The sequence below is a fragment of the Paraburkholderia sp. GV068 genome (assembly GCF_003058125.1).
GTDB lineage: Bacteria > Pseudomonadota > Gammaproteobacteria > Burkholderiales > Burkholderiaceae > Paraburkholderia > Paraburkholderia graminis.
In genome coordinates this window covers 908401-934092 of sequence record NZ_QBUB01000001.1, presented here as the reverse complement: position 1 = coordinate 934092, position 25692 = coordinate 908401, and the positions used below count along the sequence as shown (strand labels likewise).

Here is a 25692-nt window from a genome sequence, read left to right as displayed (position 1 = left end):
GCTCATGTTGCGCTTACGTATAGCCGCGCCGTCGGCGCCACGCCGCCGGCCAGATACCCTGCTTGCCCGGCGCAAGAATGCCGTTCGGGTCGAGCGCGTCCTTGATCGTTTCCGAGAGCCGCAGCAAGGCGCCTTCGTTGAAGCTGTACTGCGCGGCGGCGAAATCCATATACGCGAGATGCGCGCGGTATTGTCCGTAACCGGCCGCGCGCGCGTCGCTCATCAGCGAGCGCAATAGCGCGCCGGCCTGCTCGACCTGGTTCGCATCGTCGCGATCGAAAATCGCCGCGAAGATGTGATGCAGATGACGCACGCCCGCCGTGAATCCGCCGTAGTAATCGAAGCCGTATTCGGCCGCGCGCGCCTTCACCATGAAGTACTGGCGCAGCGCATCGCGCCCGGTCGCCGGGCACACCGGCGCGAAGTCCACATGCGCGCCCGCGCCGCCGCGCCAGTCGAGCATGCGAAACGCGCTCATCGCCGGGATGCCGGCCAGATTGCGATCGCCGCCCGCGGTGGGCTCGGCGTCGCCCGCATAACGCTTCGCGAAGATTCGCGCCTGCGGCACACGCGCGAACGCGCGCTCGACGATCGCGTAGCGTGCGTCGACCAGCTCGGGCGTGCCGTACAGCGCGAAATGCAGATTCCAGCGGCCGACGTTCAGCTTGTCGAGCATCGCGGTGATGGCGCTTTCCGGCATCGCGCCCGCACCGTCGTACCACTGCGCGCGAGCCGACAGTCCGGCAGCGCGCCGCAAACCGCCTCCGATCACCGCATGATTGCGGATCGTCTCGTCGAGCCGCAACGGCCGCAATATTTCGACGATGGCTTCGAGATCCGTTTCATGGCGAAACTGAATTTCTCCGAGCAGATACGCGGGCGGTGCGGGCATCAGCCACACGCCGATCTTGGTGACGATGCCGTAGTTCGACTGCATGAACATCGCGTCGAACGACGGCCCGTAACCCGGCTGATAAAGCTGCCATGCGGTGCTCGTGTCGATGCCGCCCATGCCGGTGCGCAGCACGTCGCCGTTGGCGAGTATCACTTCCATGCCGCACTGCGTGGCCGCATGGTCGCCATACGACGTGTAGCCGAAGCCGCGCTCCAGCGTATTGCCGACCACACTGCCCCAACCCGCCGCCGGTGGATCGACCCACAGCCGATAGCCTTTCTCGCGCAAGTGCGCGTGCAGATCGAAGTAGCTGACGCCCGGTTCGACGAGCGCATACGCGAGCGATTCGTTGACCTCGACGATGCGCTTCATCCGTTGCAGATCGAGCACGACCGAGCCGGTCAGACGCGGCGCGGCGCCGCCGTACGCGAAGTTGCGTCCGGTGGAAACGGTCCACAACGGAATGCGATATTGATTGGCAATGCGCAGCACCGCACGGATTTCATCGACGGATGCGGGCAGCAGCGCGGCGCTCGCCGCGAACGCCTCGCGCTCGCCGGGCGCGAACGGGTCGAGATAGGTCGACAGCGCGGTCGCCGAATTCACCACATGCTGGTCGCCGACGATCGCGCGCCAGGCAGCCAGCGCAGCGTCGAACTGCGCGGCGGAAACGTTCGGCGGCAGGGTGCGGTTCAAGGGGTCTCCGTTTGTGGCGCGCGCGTCGCTACTGCCACGCTTCCGGCTTGCCGCCGAGCGCGCTGCAGACGTCGACGGCAATTGAGCGCAGCTTGCCCTCCGCGATCGGTCCGGACAACGCGTAGCCCATGCCGTCGCTGATCCAGTAGAAGGTGCGCCGGTTGCCGTCGCGCAGCAGACGGAACGCGTTCTCGTCGCGCGCGGTGCCGGTCACGTACAGCGTGAGGCGCGCGCCGCCGCGGTTCTCGTACATGAACTGCGCGGCCGGTCCCGCCTCGCCGGGCAACAGGCGGCCGCCCACGAGCGAGTAGCCGTATTCCTGCAACGACGGCACCGAAAGCGGCCGGTTCAGACGCTTGGAGAGCCAGGCGATCAGATGCTCTTCCTCGCTCGCCGCCACTTCCACCGGATGTCGCCGCTCGGGCGTATAGACCGCATACGCGATGTCGGCGCGTTCGGCGAAACTGGGCGCGCTTGCACCGAGACCGTTCCACGCGCCGCCCGTCAAACGCGGCGCGAGCGGGCCGAGCGCGAGCGCGAGGCCGGCGCCCGCCGCGAGCCAGCACGCGGCCACGCCGACGCGCCGCCACCACGGCGTGCGCGGACGCAGCACGATGACGGCGGGGTCGTCGGCGGCATGAGGTTCATCGGGGCCGCCAGGCTCGGCATAATCCGCCGATACGCGCTCCGCTTCGCCAGGCGACACGCCGCACAACACGCGCAGCGCGGCCTTTTGCGCGCGCCACGCGGCCACCCGCGCGGCCGCTTGCGGATTTCCGGCGACGAGCGCCGCGATGCGCTCGCGCTCGTGATCCGGCATTTCGCCGTCGACGAACGCCGACAGCGCTCGCAGGTCCACCCCGTCGGGCAAGCTGGAATCGTGGTCGTCGTGGTCGTTATTCATCGCGGATTTCTCACTACTTTCAACGGCGGCGGCTTGCGCGCCGGCCCTTGCGCGGGCCCCTCCAGCAACGCGCGCAGATGCTCGCGCCCGCGCGACAGCCGCGACATCACCGTGCCGACGGGCACACCGAGCGCCTTCGACGTCTCCTGATACGTCAGTTCCTCGACGCACACGAGCAGCAGCACCTCGCGCTGTTCGAGCGGCAGGCGATACAGTGCGCGCTGCAGATCGCGCAGCACGAGACCGTCGACCTCGCGTTGCGGCGCCTCGAGATTGCGCCACGGGGCGCTTTCTTCATCGACGGCGATTTCGCGGCGCCCGCGCAGCTGATCGATATAAAGATGCCGCAGGATGGTCAGGAGCCACGCGCGCAGATTGCTGTTCGGCCGGAACGCCGCCCAGCGCGCGAGCGCGCGCTCGGCCGTGTCCTGCACAAGGTCATCGGCCCACGCGCGGTCCCCCGTCAGCGCGCGCGCATAGCGGCGCAACTGCGGGAGCCACGAAATCACTTCCGCTTCGAAGCTCACCCCGAGCGCAGCGCTCAGTAGCCGCCGCTGCTGCTGCCGCCGCTCGTGCCGCTGCTGGACGCGCCGCTGTCCGTCGACGAGCACGCCGTGGTGGCGAGCGAACCCAATGCGAGTGTGAAAAGCATGACGATCATGCCGAGGATGCGAGTGCGTTTCATGTGAGTCTCCGTTGTCATGCAGGGCGCTTACTTCCGTCCCATGCGAGGCTGTCGATCAAACTCGGTGCTCATCTTTCCTGCACCGTCCCTCTCTTAACGCTGCAGCCAGGCGATTTATTCCGACGATGCATCCCGCGGGGCCAGCTTTTTCCGCCATCGGCATCGGGAAGCGCCCGCTCTGGCCGAAGAAGCCGGTCAATCATCGGCTGATTTGGTAACTCAACGTTACAGCCCATAGTTACCAGGTGCTTATGTGGGCGCAAGCCGTTATAGTGGACGCAGTTCGCCCGCCGACGCGTTCCGCCCCGCACAGGGTAGAATCGCGGCGAACAACCGTCTTTCTAACCTGAATTGTCCATGGCTTCCGCAGAATCGCATCCGCAAAACGACTTCATGAACGCCGCGCGCAAAGAACGAAAGCGCGTTGAGATTTACCTTGTCAACGGCATCCGCCTGACAGGGTGCATCGAGTCGTTCGACCAATATCTGGTGATGCTGCGCACGCCCGTCGGCCTGCAGGGCATCTACAAGCGCGCCATCTCGACGATCCAGCTCGATACCGGAACCCGTCCGGCTCCGCGCGCGGGCCGCCCGTCGCATGGCGAGCACACCACCCGCGGGCCGCACGGCTCGCGTGAGCCGCGCGAGCATCGGGAACCGCGTGAACCGCGCGAATCGTACGGCGCACCGTCTGACCGGCCCGCATCGGAGCGCGGCAGTTCGTCCGATACGCCGGTGGTCGTCACGCGCCGGCGCCGTCTGTTCGGCACGGGCGGCGACGGCGGCAACCACGGCAATCACGGCAGTGGCGGCAGCAACGGTAATGGCAACGGCAACGGCGGCCACGAGTAAGCAATAAGCGGCGCGCAGCGCCGCTTACTTCTGCAGAGGGCCGAGCCGCTGCAGAATTTTCTCCACCCTCGCCACCTGTTGTTCTGACAGCTCGAACCTGCATTTGACCGCCAACAGACGACGCCGCCAGTAGCCGGCGTCCAGCATCCGTTGCGTCGGCTGTTTCGTTGCCCAATCCAGATGATCCAGTTCTGCTTCCACCACGTGTGAAGCGTTGAAACGCCTTGTGCGCACGTGTTTCGTGTTCATGGTGTTCGCTGCCTTGTTGTTGGTCGTTTGAGTTTGCGCCCCTCCCGAAGCTGGACAGTGTCGTTGCGCCGCATGCGGTGCGATGGGCCGGTCCACGCGACCGTCCGATGATGGTTGTTTTCCGCACTGCATTCCTGCGACACACGGAAAACGAGCCGGCGAACCTACGTTTGAAGTTTTTCTTTACTAGATGGCGCGGTGTTGGCGTTGCGCGTCGCGGTCCTATGCCATCCGGCTAATGTCGCCGGCGCAGTGTTTGCGCTATGCTGGATCGTCGATTACGTCTAAGGGAGCCCGTCATGACGAGCAAGAAGCACACTGCGCCGCCGTCCACCGGAAACCAGCCGGAGCGGGTGCTCGACTCTACGGAAAGCCGCCTCGACGAGGCGCTGGAAGAAAGCTTCCCCGCGAGCGATCCGATTGCCGTCCACGAGAATCACGCGCCTCGTGCGTCGGAGGCGCAACCGCATTCGCCGGGGCAAGCGCAGAAGCCAGGGGAAGAGAAGAAGCGGCGCTAGCGCGCAACGGCAACGCAGTCGCGCGCCACGAACGCATGGCGCGCGCAGGCACAGTGCGCAATTCGCAAGCGCCTTCGGCACGCGCGCCGTGATGACGCCGGCCGACAGATACGCTGATTTATGCCAAGGACAAAGCCGGTCGAGTAACGCCTCGTATGAAAGCAAGCCGAGCGAGCGTATTGAGCATCGCCCACCCGGCTTATCTGGTGCGAGCAGACCGTCAGACGGTCAGCCGCTTCCGCCTCAATGCACCGGCAAGCCGCTTTCAAGCTGCCGCTGCAGTTCGCGCACCTGACGCTGCGCCGCACGCAGTTGCTCCTGCGCGGCAGCCTTTTGCTGCGCGAGCGCCACGGCTTCGGCGCGGGTCTGTTGCTGCTGGTTGGCCACGATCGTCTGCTGCTGGCGCGCAACATCGAGGTCGGCCTGCAGGCGATTCGCACGGTTCTGCGACAGCGCGATCATGCGTTCGGTGAACGCCTTTTGCGCCTCGAGTTGCGTGCGGCGAATTTCCACGTCCGACAGTTGCAGCGTCTGGCGCGCGAAATCGCGGTAGATCATTTCGGCGCGCGCCGCGTCCTGCGTCTTGATGACACGCCAGAAGTTCTTTTGCTGGAAGAGCGCGACGTAGTACGTCATCTCCTTGCCGTGGAACAGCAAGCTCGCGCCGTAGCTGCCGTTGTACGTGGTGCGCAGTTCGCTGAGGTCCGAGCCCTTGATCATCTGCTGCAATTCGGCGACGTTGCCCGCGGCGGATTGCTTCGCTTCGTCCGGCGTGAGCGCGGAAGTCTGAACCTGAGGCTGCGCAGGCTGCGTCGACGGCAGCGCGACTGTCGCACCCGGTTGGGAAACGACGCCGGATGCGCCATTGTTGTCAGACTGAGACTGAGACTGAGGCAAAGACTGAGCCTGTGCGCATGCGCCGTGTGCTACCCCCAACGCCATGATCGCGGCAACGGCGATCTGTCGTAGTTTCGACTTTTGGTCCATGTAATTCCTGCTTCGACAGTTTTTGTTTTAGTTCCCAATCGTCTCATTATTACTCACTTTCGCGGGTTTCGGGCTCTTCGTCGAAAATTTGGTACTTGCGCATTTTCTCCCACAGCACCTTGCGGCTGATGCCCAGATAGAGCGCCGTGTCCTGACGCCGCCAACTGTTGGCGTCGAGTGCGGCGATCACACGGTTGCGCTCCGCCATGTCCCATTTGCTGCGGTCCACCAGCACTTCGGCCGCGCTCTCGGCCGGCACCGGCTGACTGCTGCGGGCAAGCGCGAGCAGACGCTGCAGACGCGCGGCGTCCCATGCGCCGATCTGCCGCACCGTCACACCGATCCGTTCGGCGAGATTGCGCAGTTCGCGCACGTTGCCCGGAAAATACGTATCGGCGACGGCGTCCGCGAGCCAGTACGGCAAATCCGGCAAGCCGGCGAGGCGCTCGGCGCCCACCACATGCGCGATAAACGCCTTGAAGATCGCGATCTTGTCGACGGCGCCCCGCTCTTCCAGCGACGGGATTTTTAGCTCGATCACCGCCAGCCGATAATAGAGGTCCGCGCGAAAAGTGCCGTCCTTCACGAGCTGCGGCAGATGCTTGTTGGTCGCCGCGACGAGCCTGAAGTCGAGCTTGACGGGCGTCGCGGACCCAATGCGCGTGACGGCGCTGTCTTCGAGCACCCGCAACAGCTTGACCTGCTGATAAAGCGGCAAATCGCCGATCTCGTCGAGAAACAGCGTGCCGCCGTCGGCCTGCTCGAAGTAGCCTTTGTGCGCGACCACGGCGCCCGTGAACGAGCCCTTCGAGTGCCCGAAAAACAGCGACTCGAACAGGCCATCCGGAATCGCGCCGCAATTCACCGCGACGAACGGGCCCTTGCCGTAGCGGCTATGTTTTTCGTGCAGCAGTTGCGCGATGCGCTCCTTGCCGACGCCGGTCTCGCCGTGCACCAGCACGCTCGTGTCGCAGTCGGCGAAGGTATCGACTTCGTGCAGCAGCGCCTGCATGCATTCGGAGTTGGCGATGATCGCGTCCGACTCGTGCGTCTTCGCGCTGTGTGCGCGCATTTGCAGCACGAGCTTCGTCACCATGCCGCGCAACTCGGCGCACGTAAAGTCGAGCGGCAGAATGTGCGAATACTCGGCGGGATACATCGACGGATCGTGGTCGCGCGGCGCCGCGCCGACCCACACGACCGGAATGCCGTGAGCGGCCTGCCAGTCGCGCACGATCAGCGCGCCGCTGTCGATCACCGAGACGCTGATGATCGCGAGCGACGGCCGCTGCGCGGTCCGCTCGGGCGAGATCGCGATGTCATCCGCACGGATCACTTCGACGTCGAAGCTCGCCATGCAGCGCGCGACCCGGTCGACGATGTCGGCCTTGCCCTCCCAGACGTAAATATCGAGTTCCTCGATTTTGGTGGTGGTTCTCATGGTCGCCGAATCAATAAACCAGTTGTGCCTGACCGCAGGCAAGTCCGAGGCTGTGAACCGTGCTGACGCCGACCTGCACGCCGAGGAGTTGCAGAAGCGGAACGAGCAGCAGGTCGAGCGAATTCAGTACGGGCGTGAGCGTCCCGGCGAGCGCGCCAACGAGCGGCGCGGCAAGAACGGTGATGTCGAGGCCGAGCGCGCTCGCATGCATCGAGCCCGCGAGCCCGGCCGCGAGCTGGCCCACAAGACCGCTCGTCGCCGAACCGAGCGCGTTGGTGTTGGTGCTCTGAAAGTCGTCGGCATCGCCGGCCACGTTGTTAAAGCGCAGCACGCTCGACTGCGGCTGTATATGAAGGTTGAAGCCGTTCGCCGGCGAACTGCTGCCGACCGTCACGTCGATTACGCCGAGACTCAGCAACGGCACGCTCACTGAAGTCAGCGACGCGGGCGTCGAGCAAGTGGTCGGCACGCTGCTATTGGTCAGGTTGCTGGACGCGTCGCCGCCCACGCACATCGACAGCACGCCTGGCCTGACGTCGATCCCGCTATAGCTCGTCGACTTCTGCGTCGAACACTGCGTGCTTTGCAAGCCGGCGGTGCCGGGCGCGACTTCGAGGTAAATCGGCAGATTGAGAAGGCTCACGTTGACAAGCGAAGGAAATCCCGCCCCGAGCCCGAGCTTGGCGTTGACCAGTTGCACGTTCAGATAAAGCTGCACCGACGCCGAATGCGCGCTCGTCCGATAGCGGCCGTCCGGATAGGTGCCGGCCTCGCCCACCGCGATCACGGGCGGCTTCAGAACCCGCGCTTGCGCCGTGACGTTCGCGACCGGGCTCAGATTGAGCGCGGTGCCCAGGTTCACCGCCGAGCTGCCGTGCGCGATCTCGGCGGCGATCATCAGCGCGTCGAGCGCGTTGATGGTGGCGGACGCGGCCGCCTCCGGGTTCGCCAGACCGATCGCGAGCAAGCCGTTTGCGCTCGTCGTGTCGCCGAGCCGGATCGCCGTCGATCCCGTCGATGCGCTCGCAATCGCGCCCAGCGCGCTGGTCGCGCTCGCGCTCGCCACCTTGCTCTGACCGAGCACGGTCGCCATCGCGGTGGCGAGCTGGCTCACCGTCACCTGCGTCTGCAGCAACTGCGACATCGACGCGACGCCCAATGCGGCCGCCAGATCCGCCAGCTTGACCTGCGCGGTGGCGAGCCCCTGATAAGAGCCGACGTCGAGATTCAGGCTGGTGCCGAGCAAGCCGTTCAGCAATCCGTTGAGCAGACCGCCGGAAAGGCTCGCCACCGACGTGCTCAGCGAGAACGAGCTGATGTTGGTCGCCTGCGCGACGGCGCTCGCGCTCAGGTCGCGCGCCTGGCCGATCAGAAACAGAAACGGCACGGGCCGGCTCGCCACCACTTGCACCGCATTGAGCGGCGTGCCCGACGCAACGAAATACGACTGGCCCGCATTGGCCGACGGGTCCCATCGTCCGCAAGTGACCTGGACGGTGCCGTCGGCCGGCAGACCGTTTGCGGTTGCGTTCAGCCGCGCCGTGTTGGCGGCCGCCGCGCAGCCGCCCGCGCTGCCGATCACCTGAGCGCCGGCCGCCGCGGCGAGATCGGCGGTTCGCTGCAAATCGCGGCGCGCGTAATAGAAGTGGCCGATGTCCACGGCGCCGAGCGCGATCACCGCGACGCTCACGAACACCGCCGCCAGCAGCGCGATCGCGCCGCGCTGCCGGCGCGGGGTGAGCGCAAGGGCAGCGCCTGCGCGACGATGCGTGCGCAGCGATCGCAAACGGCGGTGGACGGAATCGGCTGATCGCATATCAGTTCTGCGGCAACTGGCCCGTGAGCCCGCCGCCCTGCCCGCCGCCGCTGCCCTGGTTGAGCGCCGAACCGTACAGATCGGGAATGCGCGATTTGAACGACTGCATGTAGCGCCGATAGGCGAGCCCCGCCTCTTCGCCGAGCATCGGCTGAGGGGCTGCGGCTTGCGCGTTGCTGCGCTGAAGCTCGAGCCATGCTGAAGTCGAATGCCCGACTTCGCTGCTTACGACGGCGGGCTCACCCGCTGCCGCCGACTGAGCGCTCGCGTGCACGGCCGCACCCGCCGCCAGCACGAACACCGACGCGCGCACTGCAAAGCACCACCAGCGCCACCGCATCCCGATTCTTTCGTTATTTTTCACGCTACCCTCCGCGGCCGCGCCGCCTGTTATTGTGCGAACCGTTGCAAGAGACGCGGCGCCGGTTCCATCGTGTTCTGCATGCTCGCGACCGTGCCCGCCGGCGCGTTTCGCGCACTCGACGGAACCGTCATGCCGGTGACGGCAGCGCCCGCATGCGCACCGTCGCGGCTCGCGGCGGCGACTTTCGCCGCATCGCTGCGGATCGCCGCGCGCACGTCGAGCGCGAGCTTCTGCTGGTTCATCAGCGCCTGTGCAGCGGCCGCCTGCCCGTTCGCCAGCAGAAAAAGCGCGACATTGCTGACGACCTTCGGGTTCGTCGAATCGAGTTCCGCCGCCTTCATCAACGGCACGCGCGCGCCAGCGACGTCGCCCGCACGCAGGCGCGCGTAACCGAGGTCGGAGAGCACCGTCGCATCGGTCGGCGCGAGCTGCGCCGCCTGTTGCAACTCGCTCGCCGCGCGGCCGAAGTCGCCCTGTCCGCCCGCGATCAATCCGAGCCCGCGATGCCCGCGCGCCGCCAGCGGCGTCTGTAACAACTGCGCGTAAGCGGCCGCGCTCGCCTCCGGCTGATCGGTCATGCGCAATGCGTCCGCGCGCAACAGGATCGAATCCGGCGTGACGCCGTACTGCTTCTCGAACGCGTCGATATGCGCGAGCGACGCGAAGTAAAGCCCTTGCGACTGCATCCGGTCGATCAGACCCAGGTACATGCCCGGCGTGTCCGGCGCCGGATCGCGATTGGTCCGCTGCAGCATGGCCTGCCGCTCGGCCTGCGGACCGATGCCGTAGCCGGACTGCTGCGACGCGCACGCGCCGAGCAACGCGAGCGCCAACGCGCTGCAAGCGCAGCGCATCGCACGCGCGGAATAGTTCGGTATCTTGATCAATTGCATTGCTGTTTCCTTACCGATGCATCGACTTCAGCGAATGGGACACGGACATCACACCCGGCCCCGCGGTGACGATCATCAGCGCGGGAAGCAGTGTCAGGATCATCACGCCGGTCATCTTCACCGCCATTCGGCCGATCCGTTCGCGCAGCATCGCGCGGCGCGTTTCGCGCAGGCGGTCGCCGAACTGCTTGAGCGGTTCCTGCACTGCGCCGCCGTGGCGGTCCACCTGAATCAGCAGGCGCACCACGGCGCGCAGGTCTTCGTTGTCGAAGCTGGACGCAAGTCGCGACAGCGACTGCTCGCGCGTGCGGCCCGCGGCGAACTGACCTTGCGCGATTTCGAGTTCGCTCGCGAGCACGGGCAAGACGCCGCGAAAATCGTTGACCATCACCTGAAGGCTTTGATCGAGCGAGAGACCGACGCCCTGCAAGAGGCGCAAGAGATCGACGAGCATCGGCAATTCGTCGACGACCGCGCCGCGACGCGCCGCCGCGCGCCGGCGCAACACCAGCTTCGGCGCCATCACGCCGCACATGAACGCGACGATCACGACGAGCACATAACGCGGACCGTCGACATGCGCGTGCGCGATCGGGCCGGCGACGAGCGGCAGCACAATCGCGCCCGCGATCCGCGCCATCAGGAACAGTCCGCGCGCGCGGGCATCGACGAAACCGCACTGTTCGAGAAGCCGCCGGTCCTCCTGCGCGACGACCTGCCGGCCAATCGACGTGTCGAGCCAGCGCGTGCCGGCGTCGGCGCATCGTTCGAGCAGGCCTTTCATGCCGCGTGCGCGCTTGACGTTGGCCGAAGTGCCGCGCGAGGACGATGCGTTGGACGCGTGCGACCCGCTAGCCAGATTAGCCACGCTTGCCACGCTTGCCGCGCTCGATGCGTTCGCAGCACCGCCGCCCTGCGCGGCATTCGCCGCATTGCCCGCCTGCGCCCCACGAGCGCCCGCTGCCGCCGCGCTTTGCAGCGCGCGTCCGTCGAGTGCGTGCGCGAGCGTGCGAGCGCTGCGGCGTGCCGCGGCAAGACGCGCGACCAGCAAGCCGGCAAGCAGCAGCAAGCCCGCGGCGGCGAACGCAAGCGCAAGAGCGAAGAGTTCGTTCGGGCGCATCGTCATGCCTTCAACCGGGCGAGCCGGTAGAGCAGATACGCGCCCGTCAATTGCAGCGCGAACGCGAGATAGAGAATCTGGCGGCCGCCCGGATCGAACCACATGGAGCCGAAATAGCGCGGGTTCGTCAGAATCAGAAAGCCGCCTATGCCGACGGGCAACATGCCAAGCACCCACGACGACAGCCGCGTTTCCGACGACATCGCGACGAGTTCGCGTTCGGCCTGCTCGAGATCGCGCATGAACGACGACATGCGGTCGAGCATGACGTCCGCGCGGCCGCCGTATTTAACGGAGAGCCGCAGCACCGCGCCCACCAGTTCGAGTTCGCGCGCGCCGTACAGCACCGCGACGTGAGACAGCGCGCGGTCGATCTCGACGCCCGATCTGAGCATCCGCGAAACGTGGTCCAGGCATTCGCGCAGCGGCGCCTCGGTGGTTTGCAGCGAGGCCTGGAACGCGGCGGGCACGCTGTTGCCGAGCGTGATCAGACGCACGATGCCGTCGAGAAACGACGGCAGTTGCCGCACGATCGCCTGACGGCGCCGGCTTGCGCGCATCGACGTCACGAAGTAGAGGAACACCGCGCAGCCCAGCAGCGTGATGCCGGCGGCGAGCGGGCCGCCCTGGCTGCCGGCCACGAGACACAAGGTCGCGACGATGGCCGCAACCGCGGCGAGCGACGCGCGCGCGTTGCGCAGTCCGGCGCGGTTGAGCCTCGCGCCGATTGCATAGCGCACGCGTGCGCCCAGATAACGCAGATGCGCGTCCCAGCCCGCGTCGGCGGCCGGCGCTCGCGGCGCGAACGCGACGCCGGGCGCGGCGCGGCGTGCGGAAGCGGACGCAGATCCCGTGGCCGCGCCCGAAGACGAAGACGAAGACGAAGCGCCGCCCGAAGACGATGCGCCACGCGGCGCGCTTGCAGCACCGCTTGCACCCGCTGCGCCCGATGCCATCGCCGCGCCGCTCATCGCGGCAGTCGACGCGACGCTCATCCGGCTGTCGATAAAGCGCTCCGCGCTCGCCTGCTCCTTGCGTTGCGCGCCGCGCTGCAGGACGAGCAGCGCAAGCGCCGCGCACAGCAGCGCGAGCGCGGCAAAGATCAATGCGGCGCTAGACATTGAAGCCGCCGAAACCGCCACCACCGCCGCCATTAAAACCGCCACCGCCGCTACCGCCGAAGCCCACACCCCCGAGCGGCTGACGGAAGCGCGCGAGCTTCGGCGAATGCGGATGAATGCCGAGCGACACCCATTGATCGAGCTCTTCGCCGTCCGCGGACAGCACCGGCTCGTAGCGGTACAACTCCTGCGTCGCGATGATGTTGTCCGACGGGCCCGTCACTTCGGTGATCGACAGAATGCGGCGGCGGCCGTTCGAAAGCCGCCCGATCTGCACGATGAAGTCAATCGCGTTGGCGATCTGACGGCGCAGGCTCGACTCGGTGCCCTGGAAGCCCGCGAAGCCCGCCAGCATTTCGAGCCGGTACAGACACTCGCGCGGCGAGCTTGCGTGAACGGTGCCCATCGAGCCGTCGTGGCCCGTGTTCATCGCCTGGAGCATTTCGAGCACTTCGCCGCCCCGCACTTCGCCGACGATGATGCGGTCCGGGCGCATGCGCAGCGTATTGCGCAGCAGGTCGCGGATCGTCACGACGCCCGCACCGTCGAAGCCGCCCGGACGGCTTTCGAGCCGCACCACATGTGGATGGTTGAGCGACAGTTCGGCCGTGTCCTCGATCGTCACGACACGCTCCGGCTCGGGGATGTGAAAGGCCAGCGCGTTGAGCAGCGACGTCTTGCCCGAACTCGTTCCGCCCGACACCAGCACATTGCAGCGCGCCATGACCGCGGCTTCGAGCAGCGCGCCGATTTCGGGACTGTAAGTGCCGTTGCCGAGCAGATCGTCGGGACGCAGCGGGTCCTTGCGGAATTTGCGGATCGACACGATCGGCCCGTCGATCGACAGCGGCTCGATCACCACGTTGACGCGTCCGCCGTTCGGCAGGCGCGCATCGACCATCGGATTCGATTCGTCCAGACGCCGGCCGATCGGCGCGAGAATGCGCCGCACGATGCGCAGCAAATGCGCGTTGTCGGCGAAACGCACCGGTATCTTCGTGAGGATGCCGTGGCGCGACACGTACACGTCGTTATAGCCGTTGATCAGGATGTCTTCGACGGCCGGATCGTTGAGCAGATCCTCGATCGGTCCGAAGCCCGCGAGCTCCTTGGTCAACGCGTCGGCAATCGCGCGCACCTCGGCCTCGTTGATCGGCACGCGCCGCAGCCGCACGAAGCTGTCCATTTCCAGATCGACGAACTGATTGATCGCGTTGCGCGACCAGCGGCCGAACTCCGAGCCGAGTTCCTCGATACGCGTGAGCAGATGTTCGTGCGCGGCGTTCTTGATGTCCTGGAACTGCTGGCTTTGCGCAAACGACGGCGCGTTGTCGGCGAATTCGATTTCTTTTGCCATCGTCTATGACCGTCTGGAAGAAGTTGGGATGAAGCGTTTGAGCGCGCCCAACGCGAACTTGCCGCGCGCCGGCGCGCTCGTGTGTGCCGGGCCCGCGAGCCGCTCGATCAGCGGCTCGAGCGCGCGCACGTACGGGTCGCGCGCGGCGGCATCGGCGAGCAGCAAGCCCTGGTTCGCCGTCTGCCCGAGCGCCACGCGGCGATCGGGCAAGCTCGCGACGAGCGGAATCTCGAGACGCTCCGCGATCTGCGCGGCGCCGAGGCCGAGATCCGGGTCGAACTTGTTCACGATCAGCCTGACGTTGGTCGTGTCCGTGCCCGCATCGCGCAATGCCTCCAGCACGCCGACCGCCGATACGATCGACGCCACGCCCTGATCGCAGACGAGCCACGCTTCGTCGGAAGCACGCACCACGTGCGCGATGAATTCGATGTTCGAGAAGCCGCCGAGGTCGATGATCTGCTGGTCGAAAAACGCGCGCAGCCGGTTCAGGAGACTGATCGACGACGAATAGGAAATCTCGCGCATGTCGGCGAGATTCGGCGGCAGCGTGGTGAATGCGAGGCCGCTCGTGTGATGCGAAAGCGCCGTGTGCACGAAGGTCTGATCGAAGCGCCGCAGATTGCGCACGGCTTCGACGAAATGAAAGTCGCTGCGGGTGTTGAGCATCAGCAGGCCGTCGCCGGCGGGCAAGCCGAGATCGAGCAAGGCCGCCTGCCTGCCCTGCTGCGCGTCGCGCCGTTGCAGCATGACCGCGAGATTGGTCGCGAGCGTGCTCACGCCCATGCCGACGCGCGCGCCGAGCAGCGCCGTCACGCGGCCATGCCGGCTCACCGGTTCGACCAGGTTGTCGAGCACCTGCTGCGTAATGCGCAGCGCGTCGGCGGCGGGCGCGGTCAGATCGATGAAGTCGCGCACGCCCGCGCGCAACGCAGCCAGCGCGCTCTCCGGCTCGGCGAGCGAACCGATCGCGACGATCTGGAGCCCCGGATACTGCGCGCGCACCGCGTTCGTCGCCGCGCTCGCCGCCGCGCCGCGTCCGCCCGAAAAGTCGACGAATACGAGCGACGGGTTGAGCGTCGCGATACGCTGCGTAAGAATCGACGGATCGAGCGTGACCGCCTCGACCGCGCCCGCGGCAAGCAAGGTCTCCGAGAGCCAGTGCACATGTTCGTCGGCGAGCGACGCAAACATGAAATAGTCGGTGACGGCCCGGTCAGTCAACGAGTGCGTTCTTGCGTTCATCGTGCCCATCCTCTTGCGGCATCGGCGCAACGACGCGTGCCTTTGCCTTTCGTTGCCCGCCGCAGCCTAACTGCGGCAGACGCGCGCCGATCTTGCAGCGGCAAGCCGTGCGCGCGCCGCGAACTGCCGCCTGGCCGCGCGCGTTCATTTCGAAAATCCCGGCGCCGCGTCGCGCGCCGCCACGCCGCCGATCAGCGAGCGCCACACCGGCGCGTTGCGCTGCTCCGACTGCTCGCCCGGCGTGGCCGGCAAGGTCGCGCCTTTCGCGAGCGGCGACACCAGATGCGGCGTGACGATGATCACCAGTTCCTTGTCGTTCTGCTGATAGTTGAGCTGCTTGAAGAACGCGCCGATCACGGGCAGGTCGCCAAGCAGCGGCACCTTGGCCACGTTCGAAATCGTTTCGCGATCGATCAGCCCGCCGATCACGAAGCTCTCGCCGTCGCCGAGTTCGACCGTGGTGTCGGTGCGGCGCGTGGTGATCGCGGGCACCGATACGCCGCTGATCGTGACCGCGTTCGCGAAGTCGAGCTGGCTCGCTTCGGGCGCGACCTTGAGCGCGATGCGCTGCGGGCTCAACACAGTCGGCGTGAGCGTGAGACCGACGCCGTACGGCTTGTATTCGATCGACGTCGTGCCGAGACCTTGCGGAATCGGCACCGGAATTTCGCCGCCGGCAAGAAAGCTCGCGCTCTGACCGGACAGCGCGACGAGCGTCGGCTCGGCCAGAATCCGCGCGAGGTTGTTGCTTTCCATCAGGCTCAGGTCGGCGAACAGGCCGTGCGTGGCCGAGTTGAACACGAGATTGAACGCCGACGAAATCGGCGCGACCGAACTGAACGACGGCGTGGAGCCGTAGGTCGCCGAGGTCAGCGCCGACGGCGCGAAGGAGCCGAACGTGAAGCCGTTGTTCTGCTTGAGAATGTTCAGGCCGACCTGCTTGAGGACCGTGCGGCTGAACTCCACCACGCGCACGTCGACCTGGACGACCGAGCGGGTCGCGATTGTCGAGGTGTCGTAGATTTGCGCGCTGTTTGAGGCGCTGTTTGCGGCGCTGTTTGCGCTGCCGTTTGGTCCGCCGTTTGCACCGCTTTTTGCTCCGTTCACAGCGCCGATGCCGCCCGCGCCGCCCAGCGCCGCGCGCTGATGTGCCTCGATCTCGGCGGCGGCTGCTGCGCGGTGATGCGCTTCCATCGTCGGCGCGGCGCCCGTGATCAGTGCGGTGTCGCCGAGCACCTTCACGGACGGCGTGCCGGGCCCGAGCAAACTTTTCGCGGCCGGCGAACTCACGTTCACGACGTACGACAACGGCGCGTCCTTGCCCTGCTCCCACAACATGACGTTCGTCGTGCCCGGCGATTTGCCTATCAGCAGCACGCCGCCCGTTTTGTCGCCCTTGATGATGAGCACGTCCGCGACGCTCGGATCGCCGATCGCAACGCGCCGCAGCGTATGGCCGCCCGCAAGCGACTGCTGCGAGCCGACCGCGATGTCGAGCTGCTCCGCGCCGCCCGCTGCAAAACTCGCGGACGACATCGCCATCGACGAGCCGCACAGCAGCGCCGTTAATCCGTACCCGAAAATGCGTTTGTTCATTTTTTTATGGACGCGCGTGGCCGCGCGGCTCCCTGAAACCGCTATCGGGCGACCGTCTCGGCGCGCCCACCCCGTATCACTTCGATGACGCCGCCCGCGCTTCCCGCATGATTCACGACGCGCGTGACGGGCGGCGCTGCATGCGGTGCGGCCGGCGTGCGTGGCGCGGCATTGCCCGCGCCGCCCGACAGCGCGTCGAGCGAGACGCCGGCGGCCGCGCGCGTTAAATCGCCGGACGGCGCGGCGTCGCCCGCTCGCGTCGCTGTCTTCAACACCGCGGGCAGCGGCGCGAAGGCGGCGGCGTCGATTACTTCGGCATCCTTGGGATTGCGCAGCGCGAACACGAGCCGCCCCGAACTTTCGGCGAGCGTCAGACGGTCGACATCGGCAACCGGCACCGCGAGAACCGCTGTCCTGACCATGCCGTTCGGATCGCCGGACGTGTCGCCGGCAGCCGTCGCGTTGCCGAACGCGAGCACGCGCACCTTCGACATCAACAGACGCGCCTGGGTACGCTCGATCTCGCCGCCGCTGCCCATATTGCCGTCGCGCTTGAGCGTGAAGAACACGTCGACGAAATTGCCGGGCCGCAAGCGGTTGCCGACCGCATTCGATTCCTCGACGCGCACCGCGACCGCGCGCTCGCCCGGCTCGATCCGCTCGGCGAGACCGGACGACAGTTGCTCCTCGAGCACCGGCGAGTCCGCGCCGATGTCGGCGGCGGGCACGCGCCCCGCGACCAGCGAAGGATCGGCGAACGCGCCGTTGGGGTTGATCGGCAACGGCTGAACACGCAGCGCATCGGCGCCGATCGGCTTGCCCGCGGGCAGCACGCGCATCGCCACCACCACCGGAAACACCGTTTGCTTGACGGACGCGACCGGCGCGGGCGCGGGCCGGCGCAGCAACATCACGGCGAATACGCCGAGCAACAGCGCGACGGCAATCAGCGCGCCGGCAACGATGCGGGTCAGCTTCAGCATGGCCGGGCGCGCCATGAATCGCGCGAGGCCATGCGGCCGTCATGCGCGGACGAGCGAGCCGGAGTCGACGGAATCGGAGCGTGTGCGTCAGTCAAAGTATGTTCACCGGATTGAGTTGCACCGTGGCGGTACTGGTCAGGTTGTCGGGCAGCACGAGCCCGAGCAGAGGCAGGTTCGGCACGAGCGGATGCGCCGCGTAGTTGTAGGTCAGGGTCACGGCAATGCAGGTCATGGCCGGCTGGTAGCTGCATGCGGCGGGCACGGTCTGGCATGCGGCGGTGCTGATCATCTGCGCGACCATGTTTGTGGCGGTCGTGCACGCGGCTGCGGCGCGCAGATTGATGGCGGCGGGGACGTCGTTCGCTTTCTGATAGTTCAGCGCGGCGCGCGCGCCCTCCTCGCTTGCCAGCGTGAGACTCTGCTGCGCGACGAAGATCAGACTGAAGGTCACGATCGCATAGAACACGCAGAAGAAGAGCGGGAACACGAGCGCGAATTCGATCGCGGTAGCGCCGCGCTGGGAACGGCGGGGGTGTGTGTTGCGTGCGTGTGCGTTGCGTGCGGGGACGCGCGGCGCGGCGTCGATACCGTTGGCGGGTATCGAGGCCAGTCTCGAGGCGGGTCTCGAATCGGCCTGCCTGCCGCGTTGCGGACGCGCGATCATCGGGCGCCTCCTACAACGAGTTGCGCGGCGAGCCATACCATCAACGGCACGGTGAGGCATGTGGCGAACGGCGTCGAGCGCCGGCCGGCCAGCTCGAAGGTAGGCGCCCGGCGTTGCAGCAGCGCGGCCACGCGCGTGCGCGTCGCGACGAGCACCCACAGCGCATGCAGCCCGGCGGCGACGCTCGCCACCGCCCACAGCCCGAGCAGCGCATGAACGCCGCACCACGCGCCAAGCACCGCGAACACCTTGACGTCCGCGGCGCCCATCACACCGAGCGCGAAAAACGGCAACAGGGCGATGAGGCCGACGGCGGCGCCGGCCGCGGCCTGAGCGGCGGAAATACCGAACGGAGAAATGTTAAATAGAGCGCACAAAACCGCCGTTATTAAACCGACAACGACAAGCGCATTGGAAATATGCCGGCTGCGGTAATCGCAAATGGCGACGCACGCACACCAGAGCATGAATACGAGAAGCGCGAAGGATACTTGCATATTAGAACTCGACAGACGCATCAATTCACCCGGATTGCAATCGCAATCCGGGTGCGCCTATCAGGCAAGATCCCGGCAGGAATAAGAACGTAAAACGTTAAATTAATAATGCCTTACGCCGTGCTTGCCGAGACCCCATTGCTTTATTTGCTAATGAGGCAAAAGCCCGGCGATCGTCTGGAATGCCGTATTGAGCTGCGTGCCCAGACCCTGCACTGTCGAACCGATAACGACGACGATCAGACCTGCGATCAGACCATATTCCAGCGCTGTTACGCCCCGGTTATCTCTCAGGAAGCTTGCGGTGAACTTTTTCATTGTTACCCTCGATTTTCGATTTATTCGTCATTCTGTGTGCCGCGTGTTGCAGCCAGGTCCAGCACGCACTGCACCGTTGGTCTCTCGTTCCGGTGCGCGTTGCTACCGTGCAGCATCTGAGCGTTGCGGCCGCCCCCAATAAAACGGATGTGCATGAGCTGTCTGTTCGATAACCCACCTCCCTCGTGAATCCGTCCGGCTTTTGGGCTTTATAGCTGAACAATCTTTTTTAAGCAATTCTCGTGTGCCCGCACGGATGATTGCCCGTTGGTTCTTCCCGTACACATAGGTTAACGGCTGTTCGTGCGTTGCAGCACATAGTATTAACCATAATTTTGAATCGGTGCACTAATTAACTATTTGAAAGGATGTTTCAAGCGGAACACGCCGCGATATGCGCTCGCGTTACGGCGAATTCCGTAACGGCGTCCCCGGCCCGTTACGTTACGCCGCTATCGCCAATGCGCCGCGGCGCCTTTTTCCCATGCATTTTCTGATTTAGCGCTTGCTCCATCGAATTCGGCAACGCCTTATTCGATAAGGCATTGCGACGCCCATTCGAAAATCTTCGCTATTGGTCAGTCGAAATGGCATGGGTCGTGCAGAGAGAGCCCGCAGCAGGACCACACACAACACATGCGATGCGAGGGCGACATGAACATTCAAACAATCGGCACGAACCACACGACCAACCTCAACGGAACAATCCGGATCACGAAGGCGGCGAACGTCGTCACGTTGCGCACCACGCTGATCGCGGCCGGCGTGGCGGCGCTGCTTTCGCTCGGCGCGTGCGGAGGCTCGGGAAGCCTCAGCTCGGGCACCGGCAGCAACGGCAGCGGTTCGGCAGGCGGTACGCTGTCGACCGGGAGCGGCAGCGGCTCGATGGGCTCGGCCGGTTCGGGTAGCGGCGGTTCGGGCGGCCAATCTAATACAAACACCAGCACGAATACGAATACCGATCCGAACACGCACACCGATCCCGGCACCGACCCGAGCACGACGCCGGTCGCGAATGCGATCGGCACCGTGGTCGGCAACTCGGGCGGCGTGATCGGCGACGTCGGCTCGACGGTCTCGGGCGTCGGCACGGTAATCGGCTCACAGACGCTGCCGGGCGTGAGCCCGCAGACCACCCAGGCCGCAGGCGGCATCGTCAACGAAGTCGGCGCTGCCGTCTCCACGCTCGGCGGCGGCGTCACGCAGGGGCTCGGCCAGCTCGGCACAGGCGGCAACGCGGTCGGGACCACGGTGTCGAGCCTTGGCGGCGTCGTCGGACATGCCGGCGGCGCGGTGACGGAAACCGGCAAGCTCGTGACGAGCCTCGGCAGCGGCCCGCTCGCTCCGTTGTCGGCACTCACGACGCCGCTGGGCGGCGCGGTCGGCACGCTGGGCGGCGCGGTCACGAACGGCGGCAGCGTGCTCGGCACGGCGCTGTCGACCGGTCCGGTGCAGCAGGTCACGCAGACGCTGAGCACGGCGATTACGCCGATCACGTCGATGGTGGCATCGACGACACAGACCGTCGGCAACACGACGGGTCTCGGCGCGCCCGTCAACACACTGCTGTCGACGCTCGGCGGCGGGCTCGGCCACGCCGGCGTACTGCTCGGCGCGAGCGGCGGCAATCCCGTGACGACCGCGCTCGGACGCACGGTGACGGATACGGGCGCGACGGTCGCGTCGGTTGGCGGTCTTTTGACGGGGGGAACGGGCGGCAACCCGCTCGCGCCGCTGACGGGGGCGCTTGGTGGGTTGGGTGGCTTGACGGGGGGAACCGGTAGCGGGCCGCTTGCGCCGCTGACGAGTGCACTTGGTGGGCTTACTGGCGGAACGGCTAGTGGGCCGCTGGCTCCGGTTACCGGCGTGCTTGGCGGGTTGACGGGTGGCACTAGCGGCGGGCCACTTGCGCCGGTTACCGGTGTTCTCGGCGGCTTGACGGGCGGCGCTGGCAGCGGGCCGCTTGCGCCAGTTGCCGGCGTACTCGGCGGCCTGACGGGTGGAACGGGTAGCGGGCCTCTTGCGCCAGTTACCGGTGTGCTCGGCGGCCTGACGGGCGGAACGGGTAGCGGGCCGCTCGCCCCTGTTGCCGGCCTGGTCGGCGGCCTGACGGGCGCGGTCGGCGGCGCATCGGGCGGCACCAACGCGCTTGCGCCCGTGACCGGCATTCTCTCCAGTGTGACGGGCGGACTCAGCGGCGCTGCCGGCGGCGGCGCCACCAGCAGCCCGCTTGCACCCGTCACCGGCTTGCTGTCGACCGTGACCGGCGCCATCGGCAGCGCCACTGCGCCTGCAGCGGCAACGTCGAGCGCGCCGGGCGCCGCGCCCGCGAGCGTGTCGCTCACGGCGACCTCGGGTAATGCGACCACGAACAATCCGCTCGCGCCCGTGACCTCGCTGGTGGGCGGTCTGCTCGGCGGATTGTCGAAGAAGTAAGAAGCGCAACCGCTCGCGCGTCGCCGCGCGCTCAGTGCGGCTGGCGCGGCACGCGCCGGGCGGCGACTAACGCGAGATGAACCTGCAATCGACGCACATCCGCACAAGCTCGCCTGCGGCACGGACAGCGATGTTCAACGGCGGCCTTCGCGCCCGCTTTGAATGCAGTTTCACGGGTTTGGGCACAGCGTCGAACACGGCTTCAGATACGGCTTTGAGCACGCTTCCAACCGGGCTCGACACACGGCTTCGAATGCAGCTTCGAACACGGCTTCGAACCCGGCCTTAAACACCACGCGCCGCCACCCACCACACAAACGGCACGTTCCAGCAGCAAACACGATCGCCAGAAAAGGCATTGAGGAGCACACATGTCCACGCACCGCCTGTTTAACCGCCGCCCCGCCGCGAGCGCCTTTCTGTCGCTGCGCACTCCGTTGATCGCGGTGGCCGTCGCCGGCCTGCTCGCCGCGTGCGGCGGCAGCACCGTCAACTCGCCGCCGACAGCGAGCACCGGCACCGGCGGCGGCTCCGGATCGACGGGCGGCGGAGGCACCACGACGACCACGACCGGGACTTCCGGCGCCGTTACCGGCGCGGCCAAGACGACCAACGACCTGGGCGCGTTGATCGCCGCGCAGACGATTCCCGGCCTCAGCCCGCAAGTCACGCAAGGCCTCGGCAACGCCGTGTCGGGCACGAGCGCCACGCTGAACTCGCTTGCCAATGCGGTGACGAGCGGCGTCGGCCAGATCGGCGCGACGCCGAACCCGGTCGGCGCGACCGTCGCGGGCCTCGGCTCCGTGGTGAGTTCGACGAGCGGTGTCGTGCAAGGACTGAGCACCGCCGTCGACGGCCTGGGCAGCGGTAATCTCGCGCCGCTGTCGCCGGTGACGACGCCGCTGGCCGGCGCGCTCTCGACCACCGCAACGGCGCTCAACGCGGGCGGCGCGACGCTCGGCAATACGCTCGGCTCCGTGCCCGTCCAGCAGGTCACGCAGCCGCTCAGCACCGCGATCACGCCGATCGTCACGACCGCGGGTCTCGTCACCCAGGCGGCCGGCACGCAGACGGGCCTGGGCGCGCCGGTCGGCGGTCTGCTGGCTCAGGTGGGCGGCGCGCTCAGCTCGGCCGGCTCGCAGATCGGCGCGGCGAGCGGCAATCCGGTCGGCGCGGATGCGGGCGCGCTGGTCGCCTCGCTCGGCAACACGGTGACGAACGCCGGCGGCCTCGTCAATCCGAACGGCCCGAACGGCGCACTGCCGATTCCTGGCCTGATTACGAGCCTCGTCGGCAACACGAATCTGAGCGTGGCCAACGGACCGCCGTCGAACAGCAGCCCGTTGAGCCCGCTGCAAAGCGTGCTGGCCAGTCTCGGTCTGGGCGGCAATCCGCTCGGCTCGGTGTCGACGCTGCTCGGAGGCACGCCTCTCGCCGGCCTCGGCTCCGGCCTGAGCGGCGCACCGCTCGGCTCGCTGACATCGACGCTCGGCGGCACGGGCAGCGCAGCGAGCCCGCTGTCGTCGCTGTCCTCGCTGGGCGGCGCGCTGTCCGGCGTTGCAGGCGGTACGGCAAGCGGTTCCGGCGGCGGCGCTCAGGCGCTCGGGCCCGTGACGGCTCTCGTCGGGCAACTTACCGGCACATTGAGCGGCGCGGCGGGCTCGACGGCTTCCGGCGGTTCCGCTGGCGCGTCGGGCAATCCGGCGAGCGGACTGACGACGCTGGTCGGCGGCCTCCTGCCGGTTAATCGTAAGTAGTCCGCATAAGCGGTGCTGAGGCGCGGATGCGGCGCGCGTGGCATCGGCCGGAACACTCCACGGTTCCCGCCGATGCCGCTCGCAAAGACAGTGAGACTCATCGCGCGACGCCTGCTGAAACGAACACGCTTCGATTGTGCGGCTGCGAGGCTCGCCGTCGATGCCCGCGACACTCCGCGCGATGGGCGCTGCATTCAAGCTTCGTGCACTGCATGACGTAATACATGGTGGGACGGCAAAGTTCGTCCGGCCATACATAAGCGGGCGCCGTCAGGCGGCAAGGCCATGCCGCGCATCGACAGGCGCCCGTAAAACAAGATGGCATACGAGGACAATCCGATGAAACTCGGGTACGGCAGCACCTGGACCTTCGTGCTCGCGGCGCTCGCCGCGAGTGCATGGCAAGCACCGGCGCACGCGCAATCGCGCCCGGCACCGACGGCAGGCGGTAGTACGCTGGGCGGCAATCCGCTCGACTCCCTCCCCCAGATCAAGGCGCCCGACAAAGGCCCGAACGTGACCGTGCAGGTCGCGCCCCAGGCGCCTCAACTCCAGGAACTGCTCGCGCGCCATCTCACGCCGACGCGCGTGCAGGTCGAAGGCGTCAAGTCCATTCCGTTCGACGACGTCGCGCAGCGCTTCACGCCGCTCGTCGGCAAGGACACGACCATCGGCGATCTGATCCAGGTGGCCAATGGCGTGACCAAGCTCTACCAGGACCGCGGCTTCGCGCTCTCGTTCGCATTCATCCCCGCGCAGACATTCGACGACGGCGTCGTGCGCGTGACCGTCGTGGAAGGCTACGTGTCCGCCGTCAAGGTGACCGGCAGGGCCGGCGCCGTGGAAGACCGGATTCGCGCGATCGCCGATCACATCACCGCCGACCGGCCGCTGCGGCGCGCGACCTTCGAGCGCTACATCAACGTGCTCGGACTGTTGCCCGGCGTGAAGGTCGCGGCCAACGTGCCACCGCCGCAAAACACCGACGGCGCGACCACGCTCGCGCTCAACGTGGAGCGCAAGCCTTTCGACGTCAGTACGGGCATCGACTTCAATCATCCCGGCGTGCAAGGTCTGCTGACCGCGACCGAGAACGGCCTCACCGCGCTCGGCGAGCAACTGAGCGTGTCGGCGCTGCTGCCGAAAGGCCGCGACAACGTCACCTATCTGGCCGCGCATGCCGCCGTGCCGATCGGCAGCAACGGCCTGATTTCGAAGCTCGACGCGTCGCACTATCGCGGCAATCCGGTCAACAATCCGGGTTTGCCGTCGTATGTGGAGCGCACGGTCATCAACGACAAGATCGGCGGCTCGCTCGCGTATCCGCTTCTGCTGAGCAATACGCAAAGCGTGATCGGCACGGCTTCCGTCTACGCGTCGCGCAACGAGGACCGCTATCACAATCAGGTGAACGGCGCGCAGATCGGTCTGCGCTCGCAAGTGCGCGTAATGCAGTTGCAAGCCGATTACGCGAGCGTCGGAACCGGCCAGGTGCGCCGCGCGAGCATCAACGTGGCGAAGGCGTTCGACATTCTCGGCGCGTCGAAATCGGGCGATTCGAACGTGCCCGGCACCAGCATCAACAATCCAGCTTCGATCAATTTCGTGCGCACAGGTGCGAGCTTTTCGCAAACCAACGAGTGGCCGCTGAAGATCGGCACGGCGATTTCGCTGACGGGGCAGTACAGTGCGGTGTCGCTGCCCACGTCCGAGCAGATCGCCTTCGGCGCGCAGCGTTTTGCGCAGGGCTATCAGCCGGGCGAAGCGTCGGGCGATTCGGGTTGGGGCGCCATGTTCGAGATCAACCGTGCGTTCACGCCGGGCTTCACTTATCTGCGCACGTTCACGCCCTACGTTTCGTTCGACATGGCGCGCGTCTATCTGCACGCGGGCACGCCGTCGCCGTCGCGGCTTGCGTCGATTGCGTTCGGCTTTCGCATCAGCGACGCGAAGTATTACAGCCTCGATCTTTCCGTGGCGAAGGCGGTCGGCGATGCTCCAGTGGAAAGCGCGTCGCGCAGTCCGCGCATCAATGCGACGTTCTCGTATCAGCTCAATTGAGCGGCGAGTGCCCTGCTCCGATTAGAGGTTCCACTATCAAACCGTGCGCGCACTTTCGCGCGCACATCACGTATTCTGCATCGATCGCATCAAGCGGCCGCGCCAGAGCCGCCAGCCGAGCCCCGTGTGCGGCGCGCGTCGGGAGAACCTAAAGGCATCACGCGGCATCACCGGGCATCACGCGGCATCACGCGGCTCGCGCCTCACGCGATGCCAATAACGCTGCGCGACCACGAT

General features: G+C 66.6%; 24 protein-coding genes. 5 read left to right on the top strand and 19 right to left on the bottom strand.

The window, feature by feature from the left end; genetic code table 11:
- Positions 1–13 precede the first annotated feature (13 nt).
- From C8K18_RS04215 to C8K18_RS33210, 4 genes are read right to left on the bottom strand one after another with little or no spacing between them, the layout of a single operon-like run.
- Positions 14–1591: an FAD-binding oxidoreductase gene (locus C8K18_RS04215; protein WP_107706728.1), complete on the bottom strand. Its 1578-nt coding sequence runs from the start codon at positions 1589–1591 to the stop codon at positions 14–16.
- A 28-nt stretch (positions 1592–1619) separates the two neighbouring features.
- Positions 1620–2495 (bottom strand): anti-sigma factor, encoded by an 876-nt coding sequence (locus tag C8K18_RS04210; protein WP_107706727.1) that lies wholly within the window; start codon positions 2493–2495, stop codon positions 1620–1622.
- Complete coding sequence (locus C8K18_RS04205) at positions 2492–3022, bottom strand: sigma-70 family RNA polymerase sigma factor (RefSeq protein ID WP_053858215.1); 531 nt, start codon at positions 3020–3022, stop codon at positions 2492–2494. The genes C8K18_RS04210 and C8K18_RS04205 overlap by 4 nt, the downstream gene beginning before the upstream one ends.
- A 14-nt stretch (positions 3023–3036) precedes the next feature.
- Positions 3037–3180, bottom strand: coding sequence for a hypothetical protein (locus C8K18_RS33210; protein ID WP_165919791.1), 144 nt, complete (start codon positions 3178–3180; stop codon positions 3037–3039).
- A 357-nt stretch (positions 3181–3537) separates the two neighbouring features.
- Between C8K18_RS33210 and hfq the strand changes: the two genes are divergently transcribed.
- Positions 3538–4032, top strand: a complete 495-nt coding sequence (hfq, locus tag C8K18_RS04200) for an RNA chaperone Hfq (protein WP_053858216.1) — start codon at positions 3538–3540, stop codon at positions 4030–4032.
- A 24-nt stretch (positions 4033–4056) separates the two neighbouring features.
- Here hfq and C8K18_RS04195 read toward each other — a convergent pair whose 3' ends face one another.
- Positions 4057–4281: a hypothetical protein gene (locus C8K18_RS04195; RefSeq protein ID WP_053858217.1), complete on the bottom strand. Its 225-nt coding sequence runs from the start codon at positions 4279–4281 to the stop codon at positions 4057–4059.
- Between the two features lie 299 nt (positions 4282–4580).
- Between C8K18_RS04195 and C8K18_RS04190 the strand changes: the two genes are divergently transcribed.
- Positions 4581–4799 (top strand): hypothetical protein, encoded by a 219-nt coding sequence (locus C8K18_RS04190; RefSeq protein WP_053858218.1) that lies wholly within the window; start codon positions 4581–4583, stop codon positions 4797–4799.
- A 243-nt stretch (positions 4800–5042) separates the two neighbouring features.
- Here the strand turns inward: C8K18_RS04190 and C8K18_RS04185 are convergent, their stop codons facing one another.
- The 14 genes from C8K18_RS04185 to C8K18_RS04120 form a co-directional block, all read right to left on the bottom strand.
- Entirely contained in the window at positions 5043–5786 is a 744-nt protein-coding gene (locus C8K18_RS04185; RefSeq protein ID WP_053858219.1) for a DUF2968 domain-containing protein, read from the bottom strand.
- 49 nt (positions 5787–5835) lie between these two features.
- Complete coding sequence (locus C8K18_RS04180; protein WP_107706726.1) at positions 5836–7227, bottom strand: sigma 54-interacting transcriptional regulator; 1392 nt, start codon at positions 7225–7227, stop codon at positions 5836–5838.
- A 10-nt stretch (positions 7228–7237) separates the two neighbouring features.
- Positions 7238–9043, bottom strand: coding sequence for a TadG family pilus assembly protein (locus C8K18_RS04175; RefSeq protein ID WP_107706725.1), 1806 nt, complete (start codon positions 9041–9043; stop codon positions 7238–7240).
- Position 9044: 1 nt separating this feature from the next.
- Positions 9045–9407: a DUF3613 domain-containing protein gene (locus C8K18_RS04170; RefSeq protein WP_107706724.1), complete on the bottom strand. Its 363-nt coding sequence runs from the start codon at positions 9405–9407 to the stop codon at positions 9045–9047.
- Between the two features lie 26 nt (positions 9408–9433).
- Positions 9434–10261: a tetratricopeptide repeat protein gene (locus tag C8K18_RS04165; protein ID WP_244231003.1), complete on the bottom strand. Its 828-nt coding sequence runs from the start codon at positions 10259–10261 to the stop codon at positions 9434–9436.
- 49 nt (positions 10262–10310) lie between these two features.
- A complete protein-coding gene (locus tag C8K18_RS04160) occupies positions 10311–11420 on the bottom strand; it encodes a type II secretion system F family protein (RefSeq protein ID WP_107706722.1) in 1110 nt (369 codons plus the stop codon).
- Between the two features lie 2 nt (positions 11421–11422).
- Positions 11423–12541, bottom strand: a complete 1119-nt coding sequence (locus C8K18_RS04155; RefSeq protein WP_107706824.1) for a type II secretion system F family protein — start codon at positions 12539–12541, stop codon at positions 11423–11425.
- Positions 12534–13898 (bottom strand): CpaF family protein, encoded by a 1365-nt coding sequence (locus C8K18_RS04150; RefSeq protein WP_107706721.1) that lies wholly within the window; start codon positions 13896–13898, stop codon positions 12534–12536. The genes C8K18_RS04155 and C8K18_RS04150 overlap by 8 nt, the downstream gene beginning before the upstream one ends.
- 3 nt (positions 13899–13901) lie before the next feature.
- Positions 13902–15143 (bottom strand): fimbrial protein, encoded by a 1242-nt coding sequence (locus tag C8K18_RS04145; protein WP_053859039.1) that lies wholly within the window; start codon positions 15141–15143, stop codon positions 13902–13904.
- Positions 15144–15287: 144 nt separating this feature from the next.
- The gene (locus C8K18_RS04140; protein WP_107706720.1) at positions 15288–16739 is read right to left on the bottom strand and encodes a type II and III secretion system protein family protein; all 1452 of its coding nucleotides are present in this window, start codon (positions 16737–16739) and stop codon (positions 15288–15290) included.
- Positions 16740–16780: 41 nt separating this feature from the next.
- A complete protein-coding gene (gene cpaB / locus C8K18_RS04135) occupies positions 16781–17722 on the bottom strand; it encodes a Flp pilus assembly protein CpaB (protein ID WP_107706823.1) in 942 nt (313 codons plus the stop codon).
- A 91-nt stretch (positions 17723–17813) separates the two neighbouring features.
- A complete protein-coding gene (locus C8K18_RS04130; RefSeq protein WP_107706719.1) occupies positions 17814–18386 on the bottom strand; it encodes a TadE/TadG family type IV pilus assembly protein in 573 nt (190 codons plus the stop codon).
- Positions 18383–18883: a prepilin peptidase gene (locus C8K18_RS04125; RefSeq protein ID WP_053858227.1), complete on the bottom strand. Its 501-nt coding sequence runs from the start codon at positions 18881–18883 to the stop codon at positions 18383–18385. The genes C8K18_RS04130 and C8K18_RS04125 overlap by 4 nt, the downstream gene beginning before the upstream one ends.
- Before the next feature lie 150 nt (positions 18884–19033).
- Positions 19034–19201 (bottom strand): Flp family type IVb pilin, encoded by a 168-nt coding sequence (locus C8K18_RS04120; protein ID WP_006053275.1) that lies wholly within the window; start codon positions 19199–19201, stop codon positions 19034–19036.
- A 654-nt stretch (positions 19202–19855) separates the two neighbouring features.
- On the opposite strand from C8K18_RS04120, the gene C8K18_RS04115 reads away from it, so the two are divergent.
- From C8K18_RS04115 to C8K18_RS04105, 3 genes are all read left to right on the top strand, one after another.
- The gene (locus tag C8K18_RS04115) at positions 19856–21637 is read left to right on the top strand and encodes a collagen-like triple helix repeat-containing protein (RefSeq protein WP_107706718.1); all 1782 of its coding nucleotides are present in this window, start codon (positions 19856–19858) and stop codon (positions 21635–21637) included.
- A gap of 371 nt (positions 21638–22008) precedes the next feature.
- Positions 22009–23394 (top strand): collagen-like triple helix repeat-containing protein, encoded by a 1386-nt coding sequence (locus C8K18_RS04110; protein ID WP_107706717.1) that lies wholly within the window; start codon positions 22009–22011, stop codon positions 23392–23394.
- Between the two features lie 339 nt (positions 23395–23733).
- Positions 23734–25455, top strand: coding sequence for a ShlB/FhaC/HecB family hemolysin secretion/activation protein (locus tag C8K18_RS04105; RefSeq protein ID WP_107706822.1), 1722 nt, complete (start codon positions 23734–23736; stop codon positions 25453–25455).
- Positions 25456–25692: the final 237 nt, after the last annotated feature.